The following is a 13,483-nucleotide window of genomic DNA, read 5'->3' as shown; positions in this document are numbered from 1 at the left end:
CCGAGTCCCTCCTTTCTGCAATCATCACAGCATGCTCAACCGCTTCTTGTGCCTCTTACGGAGCCCGTAGACCTCCTGCAACTGGTTGCTTTTCTTGGAACCCGTGCCCCTCCGAAAGCTATACCTCTTCCTGGATGACCAAGTCCCCTTTGCTCAGGATGCGAGCCACATCTAGGATGGTTGCCCTCGCTTTTTCCGCGAATTGGACTTCCCCGCCGGCATACTCTTCCGGGATCGTCTGCAACGCCAGCGGCGAGAGGCGGACCTTCTCGGGGCGGATCGGGACGACATCGATCACCTCTTCTACGAGCAGTCCGGCCAGCACGCCTTCCGCCTCAACCACGACCAGTCTCCCGGTCTCCCGCGAGAGCCGTTCCTTTGCGGCGCCAATCAGTGGTCGAAGATCGAAGACGGTGATCAGCTGCCCTCGCAGCTTGCTGACACCGGCCACAAAAGGCGGCGTGCAGGGGATGGGGATCAGGGGGTCGGCCGAGGCAAACTCACGCACGAAGTGGATGTCGATCCAAAACCGCTCTTGACCGATGACGACGACAGCCCCCGTTCGCGTTCCTTCTTCTCCGCTCTTTCCCTTTCCCCGCAGCAACTCCCGCGCCCGTGTCAGCAGGATCCGGCGTTCCTCCGCCGTCCAGGATTTGGATGCTCTCGTCCCATCATCGGGAGCTTGGCCCTCTTCAAGCCGATTCGCCTCGTCGACAGCTTCCGCCAGAAGGCGGGGAAGATCGATGATGAAGCAGAGTCCCTCCCGATCAGAAAAGGTCCGTTTCATATAGGAAGGAAAGCGTGACGCCCCGCGGAAGGTGTCCGGCAGGTCGAGTTCCTCGTCAGAAAACTCGCGCATTTCGCAGCAGTCCTCGACAACGAGGCCGAAGTGTTTTCCTTCCGCCTCTAAGATCACCAACCGGTCTGTCAGGGACATGGGCCGGTCGCCACGACCCAGGCACCGGTTCAGGTCGAGCACCGGAATCACCCGACCCCGCCAGTGGAGCAAACCGACCACCGGGGAAGGATACTCCTTCGCCGGTTGCAAATAGGGCAGGTTACTGATCTGGCGCACAGCGACAGTCGGCACGGCGTAGCGTTGTCCCTGATGCGGCAGGATCATATAGGCGACGGGCGCCTTTTCGTTCCCCCTCATTGGTCATTCTCCTTCAACAGCAGGCGGACATGATCTATCTCCATGCGGGCTGGCCCGTGATCGGGCGCCAGGAACAACACCTTTTGAAAAAAGGCATGGGCGCCTGGCCAGTCGCCCTGTTCGAGTCGAATCAATCCAAGTAGGTAGTACACTTCCGGATAGAGAGGATTGACCGCGATGATAGCCCGGCAACAGGCCTCTGCCCGGTCGTGCTCGCGCCGGTTCGCAAAATCACGGGCCTTGTCCATCCACGTGTCGAGGTTACCCGGTTCCGGCGCTTCACTCCCTACAGTTGCGCTTGCCGGCTTCTGCGGCAAAGGGCCACGGGGCGGAAGCGGTGTTTGTCCCGATTGCGACGTTTGGGGCATCGCAGGAATCAGCGGTTGGAAAGGAGGCCGGTTTTGCAGCCGCTGCGCCGGTCGCGCGCCCTGTAAGGGTTGCTTGCGCGGTGCTTGTGTGATCGCAGCAGTGGAAAACCCTCGTGAGGAAGGCGCCGGCGGCGGATTCACCGGCTTTTGCCAGATATGTCCCTCCGGAAAAACGAGAGGGTCAAAAGGGAATGGCGCCTGACCCGGTTCCAGCCCGAGCAGTTCACCGTGACCGGTCAGCAAAAATCCGCCGGGATTGAGGCATCGAAAGAAGTCCGCAAGGACCTGCCGGATCGCTTCCGGACGAAAATAGATGAAGACATTGCGGCAGATGATCAGATCTGTCGACGCAACAGGCGCGAACCGGTCGGGCAGCGGCCCGTCAAGCAGGTTCAACCGGTGAAACTGAACAACGGAACGGATGGCGGGATCGACCTCCCACACCGGCCCAGCGCTTCTCCCGCGTCCAGGGTCGACCCGTCGAAAGCGCTCCTGCCGCCGTTCCGGCCCGGTGGCGCGCAGCGACCATTCGCTGTAACGCCCCGCGCGAGCGATGCGCAAGGCCTCTTCGTTGATATCGGTGCCAATGACGTCAATCATCCACCCCGGCGCCGCTCCCACCAGTTCATCGACAAGAATAGCCAGGGAATAAGCCTCTTCGCCGGTGGAACAGCCGGCGCTCCAGAGGCGAAGCACCTTCTTATCCCCCCGCTCCGCAAACAGCGCAGGCAGGATGCGCTCACGGAGCAAGGCGAACTGACCGCGATCACGGAAGAAGAAGGTCTCCCCCACGGTGACAGCGTCGATCAGCCGTCGCCATTCTTCCATCCCCGCCGACCCCTTGTCGAGAAGCAAAAGGTAGTAGCCGTCAAAATCGGCAACCCCGCAAGCCGCCATCCGCGCCTGTAGCGCCTGCAACAGGTTGTCCCGGCGGGACTGGTCGAAACGCCATCCCGTTCTCTCCGAAATCAATTGCTGGAGTTCGGCCATCCCGCAGGCCATGCAGGGTTATTCCCCCTCCCTCTCCCTCTCCCGGAATGCCCAGACTTTGACCACACGCAGCAGGTCGGCAGGGGTAAAGGGCTTAGACAGGTAGTCATTCATCCCTGCCGCCAAAAAACGCTCCCGATCGCCCTTCATCGCGTTGGCGGTGACGGCGATCACGGGAAGACCTTCCCAACGGGGGTTTGCCCGGATCCGGGCCACTGTTTCAATGCCGCTCATCCCCGGCATCTGCTCGTCCATCAGGATCAGGTCGAAGCGCTCTTCCTCCAGGGCGGCCAGCGCCTCTTTGCCGTTGGCCGCCTCGCGCAGCGTATAGCCCCAACGGCGGATCCATGCGCCGATAATCGTCCGGTTAAAGACATCGTCATCGACGAGCAGGATGTGGACGCCTCTTGCGTCGTCCACGGCGCTCTCCCCTAGACCCATATCTCCCTCGCTCACATCCTCATCGAACAGGTCATGCTGCGGCGCGGCAACGCCAAAGGGCAAAGTGACATAAAAAGTGCTGCCTTTTCCCAGATCGCTTTCCACCCAGACGCGACCACCCATGTTCTCCACCAGTTGACGGACGATCGCCAGGCCCAATCCGCTCCCGCCGAAGCGGCGTGTGGACGAACTGTCCACCTGATAAAACTTTTCAAAAACCGCTTCCAGCCGATCGGGGTCGATGCCGATCCCAGTATCCCGCACAAAGAACCGCAGGGAGATATGGCGGTGATCCTGTTTAAGGATATCGAACCCCAGGGTGACCTCCCCGGCGTCGGTGAATTTGACGGCGTTGCTCAATAGATTCACCAGGACCTGGGCCAGCCGGTTAGCGTCGCCGACGAGGGTTTCCGGCGCTCCCGCCGGGATCTGGTACTTTAGTTGCAGCGCCTTGTCACTCGCCTTGACCGATAAGAGATCGACGGCGCTCCGCAGCACCGAGACGAGGGAAAAAGGTTGGTGTTCCACGGCCAGTTGTCCCGACTCAATCTTCGAAATATCCAGGACGTCCTCCAGCAGCCGCATCAACGACTGGGCCGCCGATCTCACCATGCCCAGATACTTCGACTGTTCGGCGTTCAATTCCGTCGCCAGAGTAAGGTCGACAAAACCGAGGATCGCGTTCATCGGCGTGCGGATCTCATGGGACATGTTGGCCAGGAACTCCGATTTGGCCCGGTTGGCTACAACGGCCATCTCCCGGGAAACCTTCAATTCCTCCTTGGCGAGCTTCAGTTCCCGGATGAGCCCCTTAATTTGGTGAACGCGCAGTTCCTGGCGGGTGATATCGGTGATTTGAATCAGCACATACCGCCGGTTGCCGATGCGCGCAGGCTGAACCTGCATGTTCTGACGTATGTACGGCAGGAGCGACCCATCAGCCGGCGGGAAGAAGTACCGGTGAAAGGCGCCGGAAAAAAAACGGTTCTGTCCGTCAAAAAAAGCGCGCTCAAAGATGGGGCGAAAGACATTGTGGTTGAAGCGCGGGAAGAGTTCCACCAGCTTTTTCCCTCGCACCTCGTCGGCTTTTTTTCCTGTCAACCGTTCCAACCAGACGTTCCAAACGAGGATCCGGTACTCTTCGTCAAGAACGGCAATGCCCATGTCGGCATTCGCCAGGGCATGGGCTCGCAGTTCGGCGATTTGTCCGTTGATCTGTTCTGCAGGCTGCTCCGCAGCATGTTCTGCAGTCCCTTGGGCCGTCTGCTCTGCATTCTGTTCAGCCATACAACTCCACCAGCAATTCGTCAATTTTCCCCAGCAGTTGAGCAGCGGAATCGAGGCACAACATGACGAAAATGGCGCCTTCAATCCGAGTGTCGCCCACAACAAAGGTGTTGCGGATGACGAGGGTGTAGTAGCCGCTACAGAGAACGGGGCGTTGTTCTCCTTCACGGAGATAGAGGAACTCCACCTCCGGCAGGGAGTACTCGATGCGCGTCTCCAGCAGGTTGCCCAGGCTGCCCACGATCACGTTGAGCAACACGTTGCCGACTTCCTTCATAGCGTCTGTGTCTGTCTCGGAAAAGCCGTTGTCACCAGGTTCTCCGCTGAACAGCAGTTCTTCGCCGAGAAGGAGATTGACGAGCAGTTTCCCCTTCTCTCTCGGAAAGACCAGTCGCGCGACGCCGTTGCACCCGATCTCGAAGCGCAACACCGAAGAGACCACATGTCCGGTCAGGTATCCGGAGAGCCGTTCTCCCTCCTCCGTCTCCTGAAGGTTTTGCAAGAGGTAGACCTCTGGAACCTCCAAGCGCACCTTTTGATTCACCATCTCCGAGAGGACACTGCCTGCTTGTCCGATGGTGACATTCATAAACTCTCTGAGGGCGTCCTGCTGAAGCGGCGACAGCATCGGTCATGCCCCCTTGATCAATTGGGCTACCTGTTCCGCCTTTTCGCGGGTGATCGGTTTGTGCAAAAAGGTCCAGGCCCCCAGTTCACGCACCTCGACCTCGATAAACTTCTGGATATCGGCTGTCAGGACGATTACCCGGGCCTCAGGGTTGACCTCTTTGATCTTTTTCAATACCTCTTGCCCGTTCATGCCCGGCATAAGCAGGTCAAGCAGTGTCACATCCGGCTTTTCCTCTACAAACTTCTCGAGACCCGCCACGCCGTCTCCTGCTGTGATGAAGTCAGCCTCTGGAAGGTTATCACGCAAAAGCTTGACGATTTGGGTCCGATAGACGATGGAATCATCGACAACCAGGATTTTCATTGGGATCCCTCCCGGGGTTGTATTCAATATATCATTCTTTTTTTTAATCGCTTATCCTGCCGGATCGTGAAAAAAACGCGTTGGACCCACGCTTCCGCAGCCTTTGTCTTATCCGCTTTTGTTGATCGAAAGGTCTTGTCGTTGGGTGACTGAAGTGCCCTTACCGAGACACCCTTTTTTCGCTCCGTTGCCAGAAAAGCCGGTTGTCGCGGATCGCCGTCTCCACTTGGCCCTGTTGGTGCAGAAAAGTCAGATAGGCCTGGATGGAGGACCGGTAGAGGAAAAAGCTCCCCACAGAGGCGACCTCCTTGCCGGCGCGCGGGCAGAGTTCGGCCACAAGCGTCTCCAATTCGCAAGGCTCTTCCAGCAGGGCGTATACATCGTCGACCAGTGCCATCACCTGCTGCTCGTTGACCTGAAGGACCTCTTCGAGGGCGTCCCGATCGAGGGGCGCGCCGTGGCAGGGGAGCACGGTGGCGTATGTAGAGCGGCGGATACGCGAGAGGGAGGCCAGGTACTTTTCGATGTCCACGTTGAAAGGAATCCCGTGCAATTCCAACACATCGGGACCAAGAAAGGCGTCTCCCGCATAGAGGACATCGCCGCAGGCGACGCCGATCTGCCCGCCGGTGTGGCCGGCGAGGTCTATCAGGGTCAGTTCGGGGCCTGCCGCCCGGCCCGGCCAGGGAAAGGCGCCGGGCTTTAGCCCGGCGGTGACGGTGGAAGCGGGCGCGACGAGAAACTTGTTGTTGATTTCTCGCCAAGGGGCGACGCCGCCGATCAAGAAGTAGGCCATGAAGATCGGATGCTTGACAAAATCCCGCTCCAGATCGGGCGCATAGACGGGGCAACCGAACTGTTCGACGATGGCGCTGTTGCCGCCGATGTGATCGGCATGGGTATGGGTGTTGATGATCGCCACGATCCGCCAGCCGGCTTCCTTGGCCAGCCGGCAGATCCGCTTCCCCGACTGGGCCTCCAGGCCCGTGTCGATGATCACCGCCTCACCCTCGTAGACGATGGCGCCGATGTTCACCCGCGCCGGTAGGTACCATGTTTCAGCGGCTGCGCTGTTGCGTAACGGGACGAAATTCATTCCCGCGCACCACCGGGAAAAGGCTGTCCAAATCGTTCGCTAAATGCCATATCCGCCAAGGGCAATCGTTCTGTTTCGGCAGCCGGAACAGGTTCTGCCGCATAACCCACAGTCAACAGCGCGGCCACCTGCATCGATTCAGGCACACCCAGGATCGCCTTGACCTTGCTTTCTTCAAAACCGGTCATCCAGCAAGTGTCCAGTCCCAAATCTTTGGCGGCAAGGGTCAGGTAGGCGATGGCGATGTTGCTGTTCAGTGCCGCGACAGTCCGGCGGACCTGAGCGTTATCGCGCAAGGGGATTCGCCGTTCCAGAAAACTCTCCCGCATCGGCGCCGGCAACGCCGGGTTCGTGGCATAGGCCTCCATCTTGGCCACCATGCGGTCACAGGCTGCCGGATCAGCCAAGCAGACAAGTACAACCGGCGCCTGGGCCACCTGGCTTTGCCCGCTGGCGGCTTCCTTCAGCGCCTCCCGTAGCGCGGCATCGGTGACGACGATAAACTTCCAGGGTTGCAGGTTCATAGCGCTTGGCGCGCGGCGGGCGCTCTCCAGCATTTGTTGCAGCGCCTCTACGGGAACAGGATCAATTTTATAGACCCGGACGGCCCGGCGCTGTTGGATGGCTTCCCTGACACGCATGGAAAATTCCCCTCTCAAGAAAATCGTCAGTTTTGTCCATTATACGACAATCTCACAAGCAACCAAAGCCTCCTGCCCACCGACAAGACAGGGGAAGTCGGGAGTTTTTTTTACGTTTTTTCAGCAGGATTGTTTTCGACCGTTGAAGAAGTAGTTGGGCACTTTCAGGACCTCAGTCCCATAGGTCCCATCGTTTTCAATCTCATAGATTCCCGAGGATGATATCCCCAATTCAGGTACTGGGGAGGTTGCATGTTTGATAGCCATCGGTCAGTTGGCCCAGGCCGGTCATCTGCGAGAGTTTGAAGCCGACGAGGTGATCTTCCAGGAAGGCGACGCCGGTCAGGAGATGTACATCGTCCTCACCGGCCAGGTGGAGGTGTTCATCCACTCCGTGGACGGCTTTCCCATCGCCGTCGCCACCTTGGGGCCGGGAGATTTTTTTGGCGAAATGTCTCTTTTGGAAGAACTGCCCCGGAGCGCTTCCATCCGCGCCCTGGAGAAGGTGATCCTGCTCGCCATCAACCAGGGCAACTTTGAATCCATCTTCTCCCGTCAGCCGAAGCTGGTCTTCAAAATCATGAAAGGGATGAGTTCCCGCATCCGGCAGCTCAACGAGGAACTGCGCCACCTCAAACAGGGCCGGCGTACCCATCCCGAAGCGCCCTCCCCATCCACCGTTGCAACATCGCCGACGGTTGGAGCAGCCTCCGCTACCGGACCGTCCAAAGGGCAGCCTCTCGCCGCCGCATCCTCTGGCGCAGCGGGCTCCCCTGCCGCCACAGGTTCTCCTGCCGGTCGGGCCGCTTCCTCTGCCGGCCCCGTTGGTCCCTCTGCCGGCGCTGCCAATCCCTCTGCCGGCCCCGCGACTTCCTCCGCAGGTGTTGCCACCCCCTCCGCAGGCGCTGCCCCCGGCGCGCCGCTTTCGCCGGCGGCAGCCGGTTCCGGCCTGTTCCCCGAAGGCCACCGCCAATACAGCGCCTCCACCACCGTCAAGGATGACGCCTACCTCTTTGACAAAAAAACCGCCTGCCCGATCTGCAACCACAATTTTGACATCAAAGCCATCCGCTCATCGAAACAGAAACTGAAGAGCGTCGACCCTGATTTTCGCCAGCGTTTTGAAGACTTCGAACCGCTCTGGTACATGATCTGGGTCTGCCCCAACTGCTACTACGCCAACTTCAATTTCGAGTACAGTCAACTGACGGAAATGGTCAAAAAGCGTTTCCGGACGAATCCGGTGCGCCTCTCCTTCCCCCGCCTCGGTTTCCAGTACAGCCACCCCCGGACGGTCGATCAGGTCTTTACCGCCTACTACCTGACCCTCTTCTTCCTCCAGTCGGGCATGCCCGATCCCTCGCGGATCGCCAAGGTATGGCTGCGCATCTCCTGGCTCTATGATGACGTGGGCGACCAGGCCATGTCCCAGTTCGCCGCCCAAAAGGCGCTGGAGTTCTTCCGTCAGACCTACTACGGGACGAGCCGGAGCACATCGGTCGATCAGGACCAGCGCCTCTCTATCCTGTTGGGTGAACTGTCCATGCGAAACAACGATTACGAAGAAGCGATGAAATTCTTCCGCGGCGGCATCGCCCGCAGAGGCGGCAACTCCTCCTTAAACCGCCAGGCTTCTGACCGCTATCAGGATGCGAAGAAAATCGTGGCCGATATCAAGGCGGCCCAGGGAGAAACGGAAGAGCCCGCCACAGAGGAAGGCGACCCGTAACTATAAGGCCCATCATACATACTTGCCCGAACGAAAGTGAGCCCTGCGACCGATCTATTGTTGGTCGCAGGGCTCTTTGTCGTCGCGCCTAGTGAATTCCTCGCGTATACTGCATCGAAAAGGTTTTGATTTTGCAGTGATGGTGGGAATGGGGTGCGATCCGTGGAATGGGCGCTTCAGGCGCATGATCTGCGTCTCCTGCAAGAACCGTGGCAAGGGTTGCCTCCGGAAGCGTCAGCGATTCGTGAGACGGTCACCGCTTTTCCGGGATTCAGCGGTTTTGGCCGGCTCTATTTCGGTTCCGAAGTCTGTGAAAAAGCGCTTCCATCGCCGGATTTGCTCCGTGCGGCGGTGGAAGCAGCCAGTGCAGCGGCCATGGATTTTTCCCTGATCACCCCTTATGTCACGGAGCCGGGGCTGGAGCGGACTCTTTTGTTATTGGAAGAATTAAAAATCCTCCGCCCAAATTGCGAAGTGATCGTCAACGACTGGGGAACGCTGCACCTGCTTTTCTGTCAGTATCCCCACTTCACGCCCGTCTTGGGCAGGCTGATGAACAAACTGGTCCGCGATCCGCGCATGCCCCTATCTTCTCCGATCACAGCCGATTTCCGGCGCTGCGGCCTCGCTGCGCCTCCCATGCAGTCGTTGCTGCGCCGTTACGGTGTCCGGCGCATTGAAGTCGACCTTCTCCCGCAAGGGTTTGATGAACAGATGGGTCATTGGGGCTATGCCCTTTCCATGTATATCCCCTTCGGCTGCATCGCCACCGGCCGGATCTGTTTATTCGAGTCTTTGGGGAAGCAGAAAGACGAGAAATTTCAGGCTTCCCCTTCCCCTTGTCCCCGACATTGTCAAAACTACTGGATGGAATTATACGATATCTCGCACCAGGTTCCCATTAGCGAACGCTGGGTCCTCATCCAAAAAGGCAACAGCGTCTTTTACCGGCAAGAAGCCCCCTTGATCCGGGAAGGGCTGGAGCAAGCCTTGGCAACGGGCATCGATCGCATCGTCTTTCAGCCCGAACCGATGTAGCGGGAGGGGTCAACCGTGAACATCCTCGCCCCCATTCGCAGTCTGGAGGAAACGGCGCCGTTGATCGCCGCCGGCGCCCAAGAACTGTATTGCGGGATGCAACCCGGCCCATGGTTAAAGCGCTCCGGACGCCATCAATGGATCAACCGCCGGGAACCGGGAAAGGGCAACCTGGACAGCCCGGCAGCGCTCCAGGCATTGGTCGACCAATCCCACCGGCTGGGGGTTCCCGTCTTCCTCGCCCTGAATCAGACAACCTATGCGCCGGAGATGTATCCTGACCTGATCACGCTCCTCAAAGAAGTATCTGGCGGAACCTGCGGCAGCATCGACGCCGTCATTGCCGCTGATCCGGGGCTGATCATCGCCATCAAGGAAGCCCTTCCCGATCTGCCAATCCATGTCAGCAGTATGGCCGCCGTGCTGAACCGTTCTGCCGCCCTCTTTTTCCGCTCCCTCGGTGTCTCCCGGATCATCTTCCCCCGTTACCTTCCCCTCTCCTCCATGGAAGGGATCATCCAAGCCGCCGGACCGGACATGGAGTACGAAGCGTTCCTCTTGAACGACGGCTGCGTCTTCGAGGAGAGTTTCTGCCACGCCTGTCACGCCTTTGGCGGCGCTTTCTGTCATAACCCCATCTGGTTTTATCGATTGGTTCGCACAAAGGGGGAACTGTCTGAAGCAGAGCGGCGCGCTTTCGAAGGCCACCTGGACGATTACCGCGATTGGATCCGCCATGGCATCAAAAACAGCGGTGTTGAGTTAAGCCCCTCCGGCATCCCCACAGGGATGTGCGGACTCTGCGCCTTGCCGGCGCTCAGGTCCCTGGGCGTAACATCCCTGAAAATCGTCGGGCGCGAGAGCTCCTTAGAGAAAAAGACAGCCAGCGTGCATCTGGTCAAGGGTGTCCTTGACCTGCTGGATTCGCCTGCTCCCCTGGACATAGCGGACTTTCAGGCAAAAGCAAAGGCATCGCGGGGGACCTGTTTCGGTCGCTACACCTGCTACTACCGCGATGTTTGATCCGCAGCCACAGTTTGCAATTCAATAATCATATGGGATCCTCTTTTTATTGATTGTGATTTCAATTACAATCAATTTGTGCAGATTCCTTTCGGTGAACGCCCTGGTCTTTCTTCCTTTTAAATGCCCTGGTCATTAAAAGAAACATGATTGAGCAATCACGATGAAGGAATCTGACAACACATTGATGAAGGAGGATTCCTGTGCGCAATGGAACATTGAAGGCGCTGCAACTGATCGACCACGACTTTGAAGACCTGGAACTCTGGTATCCTGTGCTGCGACTGCGCGAGGCCGGTGTGACCGTCCATCTGGCCGGGGAAAAAGCCGGCGAGAAGTACATCGGCAAATACGGCGTGCCGGCGGTGGCAGACCTGTCCTTTGACGACATCGACGCCGATGACTACGACGCCCTGCTCGTCCCCGGCGGTTGGGCGCCCGACAAGCTCCGCCGCTTCCCCGCCGTCCTCGAACTGGTCCGCCGCATGGATGCCCAGAAAAAACCGATCGGCCAGATCTGCCATGCCGGCTGGGTATTGATCTCCGCCAAGATCCTGCAAGGCCGGCGGGTCACCAGCACCCCCGGCATCCGCGACGACATGGAAAACGCCGGGGCCGTCTGGTTCGACGAACCGGCTGTCGTGGACGGCCACCTCGTATCGAGCCGCCGCCCGCCCGATCTGCCCCAGTACATGCAGGCCTTTTTGGAAGTGCTGTATAAGGGTATCTAGGGGAACTACAGGTTTCCCTTCAACCTGCCAGGTATCGTGATTAGAAAAGCCCCGCTCGCTTCGTTTTCCATAACGAAGCGCAGCAGGGCTTTTCCCATATCTTGCTTGAAAGGCGCATGACCTTGACCGTTTCACTGCAAAATGAAAGGTACCGATTCGACAATTTACAGAAAGCGCATCCAACCGCTTCCCGGTGACGGAAGCGTTCCCTTCCTCTCCGGCTGGCGCTGGATCCATACGCCCGGCCACACCCCCGGCCATGTCTCCCTCTTTCGCGACCATGACCGGGTGCTCATCGCCGGCGACGCCTTCACCACCGTCAAACAGGAATCGGCCCTCGCCGTTCTGGATCAGGAAAAAGAGGTTCATGGCCCGCCCGCCTATTTCACGACAGACTGGACGGCAGCCAAGGAATCAGTACGTCGACTGGAAGCGTTGCATCCGTCAGTCGTCATCACCGGTCACGGCCTACCCCTGCGCGGAGAGAAACTGGCCGGTGAACTGGGGCGGCTGGCCCATGACTTCGACCACCTGGCCGTTCCGCCGGAAGGGCGGTATGTGCCCGAGCATCCGCAACTATAGGAAGCCCAGACAAGACTTCCGCAGGCCTTTTGCGGAAGATAACTCTAAGCGACCTGGAAAGGGACCAGGAAAAGGGCCGCCGACCTATGTCAGCGTCGACATAAGGCAGCGGCCCTTCCTATGGCCGTTTCTATTTCTCCTTCTTTAACTCCGGATAGGCTTGTTTCAATTTCTCGATCACATCAGGATTGGTGATCTCCACCGGCTTGGTGTCCGGATTGTCGCCGAGGTCGTCATAACGGATGGCCCCAAAGCTGTGGTCGCGGACGAAGTGGCCCCGGGCATCGGTGGGATTCTTCCACATGATTTCATCGAGATTGATCTCATCGGTGTGGCACTTGGCGCAGAGCGCCTCGGCGCTGTTTGCTTTCAAGAGATGCCCTTCGGCGTTGGCCCGGTGGGCCGTATGGCAGACGGTGCAATCCTGCATCGTCTCATCCTGAGCGTGCTTGCTCGCCTTGAAGAAGCGGGGGCCATAGTGATTCTGGGCGACGAGTTTCCCGTTCACCTCTTGCGGTTTTCCTTCGCCGTGACAGTTGAGGCAGGCCTCGCTGCTCGCCGAGATGGTGCCCTTCTTCTCCTTCGCCGCCACATGGTCGGCCCCGGGTCCATGGCAAGATTCGCAACTGATGCCGCTGCGCAAATCAGGCTCATTTTGCTTGAGACCTGGGCTGTGGCAGTCAATGCAGGTGTAACTGAAGGCGCCCCAGTCGGTCATGCCGTCAGAATTAAAATCGCCTTGTATAGCGGGGCGCAGCGACCACTTGCCCTCCGCCTCGGGATGCAAGGAAGCGACGATGAAGTAGGGATTGTTGCGGCTTCCGTAGAAGTTCGCTTCCTTCGGCGCTTCTGCGATCAGATAGTGATCCATCATGACGCCTTTGATTAAATCGCTTTTCAAATCAAAACGATACGAATAGGGAAAGTCCTTTAATATCGTGTTGATGACCTCGATCGACTCCACAGGCTCGACCAGGGGATAGTCGGAGAGGCTTTTAAAAGCCTTTGCATGGGAGGTTTTTAGAAAACCCTGGTGCTGCTTGCTGTGGCATTCCTTGCAGGTCTGATCGCCCACATACTTCTTGTCTTTCGATTCAGCGACGGCCGGCGTGGCCCCCGGGTGCATCGAATACACACCAATGACCGCACCAAATAACGAGAAAAGCAGCAGGACAGTCCACTTGACGGAACGGGTCAATCGGTTCCCTCCTTGTTTTCGTTTTAGCGCCAGTTCACCTTTTAAACGGCGCAACAGATGCCATATTCTTTTACCAGACTAGAGGTAATTCCTCTATAATCGGCCAAGTGTTTTTTGGTACTTACTCACTGTGAGACCTTTAATACAAATAGGGATATTATTTCTATGCAGGTCAACTTTCGACAAAAAATATGTCCCTGTTGCGTTAT

Annotated in this window: 13 protein-coding genes; 5 read left to right on the top strand and 8 right to left on the bottom strand. The window is 58.2% G+C overall.

The features are described 5' to 3' along the window. Window positions 1-118: 118 nt before the first annotated feature. The 7 genes from GTO91_RS04230 to GTO91_RS04200 form a co-directional block, all read right to left on the bottom strand. Window positions 119-1,156, bottom strand: a complete 1,038-nt coding sequence (locus GTO91_RS04230) for a chemotaxis protein CheW (protein ID WP_161255342.1) — start codon at window positions 1,154-1,156, stop codon at window positions 119-121. After that, on the bottom strand, window positions 1,153-2,526 hold the full coding sequence (locus tag GTO91_RS04225; protein ID WP_161255339.1) for a CheR family methyltransferase: 1,374 nt from the start codon (window positions 2,524-2,526) through the stop codon (window positions 1,153-1,155). Before GTO91_RS04225 ends, GTO91_RS04230 begins: the two co-directional genes overlap by 4 nt. 6 nt (window positions 2,527-2,532) lie before the next feature. Beyond that, the gene (locus tag GTO91_RS04220) at window positions 2,533-4,242 is read right to left on the bottom strand and encodes an ATP-binding protein (RefSeq protein ID WP_161255336.1); all 1,710 of its coding nucleotides are present in this window, start codon (window positions 4,240-4,242) and stop codon (window positions 2,533-2,535) included. Beyond that, complete coding sequence (locus GTO91_RS04215; protein WP_161255334.1) at window positions 4,235-4,870, bottom strand: chemotaxis protein CheC; 636 nt, start codon at window positions 4,868-4,870, stop codon at window positions 4,235-4,237. Before GTO91_RS04215 ends, GTO91_RS04220 begins: the two co-directional genes overlap by 8 nt. Window positions 4,871-4,873: 3 nt before the next feature. Further along, entirely contained in the window at window positions 4,874-5,236 is a 363-nt protein-coding gene (locus tag GTO91_RS04210) for a response regulator transcription factor (protein WP_161255331.1), read from the bottom strand. A gap of 160 nt (window positions 5,237-5,396) precedes the next feature. Then, window positions 5,397-6,332 carry an MBL fold metallo-hydrolase gene (locus GTO91_RS04205; RefSeq protein ID WP_161255329.1) on the bottom strand — a complete coding sequence of 312 codons (936 nt, stop codon included), beginning with the start codon at window positions 6,330-6,332 and terminating at the stop codon, window positions 5,397-5,399. Beyond that, a complete protein-coding gene (locus tag GTO91_RS04200) occupies window positions 6,329-6,973 on the bottom strand; it encodes a nitroreductase family protein (RefSeq protein WP_161255326.1) in 645 nt (214 codons plus the stop codon). The genes GTO91_RS04205 and GTO91_RS04200 overlap by 4 nt, the downstream gene beginning before the upstream one ends. 256 nt (window positions 6,974-7,229) lie before the next feature. Between GTO91_RS04200 and GTO91_RS04195 the strand changes: the two genes are divergently transcribed. The 5 genes from GTO91_RS04195 (at window position 7,230) to GTO91_RS04175 (ending at window position 12,076) form a co-directional block, all read left to right on the top strand. Further along, on the top strand, window positions 7,230-8,702 hold the full coding sequence (locus tag GTO91_RS04195) for a DUF2225 domain-containing protein (protein WP_161255323.1): 1,473 nt from the start codon (window positions 7,230-7,232) through the stop codon (window positions 8,700-8,702). 162 nt (window positions 8,703-8,864) lie between these two features. Beyond that, entirely contained in the window at window positions 8,865-9,740 is an 876-nt protein-coding gene (locus GTO91_RS04190) for a hypothetical protein (protein ID WP_161255320.1), read from the top strand. Between the two features lie 15 nt (window positions 9,741-9,755). Next, window positions 9,756-10,763 (top strand): peptidase U32 family protein, encoded by a 1,008-nt coding sequence (locus tag GTO91_RS04185; protein ID WP_161255317.1) that lies wholly within the window; start codon window positions 9,756-9,758, stop codon window positions 10,761-10,763. A 203-nt stretch (window positions 10,764-10,966) separates the two neighbouring features. Beyond that, the gene (locus GTO91_RS04180; protein ID WP_328793722.1) at window positions 10,967-11,494 is read left to right on the top strand and encodes a type 1 glutamine amidotransferase domain-containing protein; all 528 of its coding nucleotides are present in this window, start codon (window positions 10,967-10,969) and stop codon (window positions 11,492-11,494) included. Between the two features lie 141 nt (window positions 11,495-11,635). Next, the gene (locus tag GTO91_RS04175; RefSeq protein WP_161255315.1) at window positions 11,636-12,076 is read left to right on the top strand and encodes an MBL fold metallo-hydrolase; all 441 of its coding nucleotides are present in this window, start codon (window positions 11,636-11,638) and stop codon (window positions 12,074-12,076) included. A 130-nt stretch (window positions 12,077-12,206) separates the two neighbouring features. On the opposite strand, the gene GTO91_RS04170 is transcribed toward GTO91_RS04175, so the two are convergent. Next, on the bottom strand, window positions 12,207-13,274 hold the full coding sequence (locus tag GTO91_RS04170; RefSeq protein ID WP_161255312.1) for a multiheme c-type cytochrome: 1,068 nt from the start codon (window positions 13,272-13,274) through the stop codon (window positions 12,207-12,209). Window positions 13,275-13,483: the final 209 nt, after the last annotated feature.

Origin of the sequence: Heliomicrobium undosum (assembly GCF_009877425.1) — a bacterium.
GTDB classification, from domain to species: domain Bacteria; phylum Bacillota; class Desulfitobacteriia; order Heliobacteriales; family Heliobacteriaceae; genus Heliomicrobium; species Heliomicrobium undosum.
The sequence above is the reverse complement of the archived record's forward strand: the minus strand, read 5'-3'. Positions and strand labels throughout refer to the sequence as shown.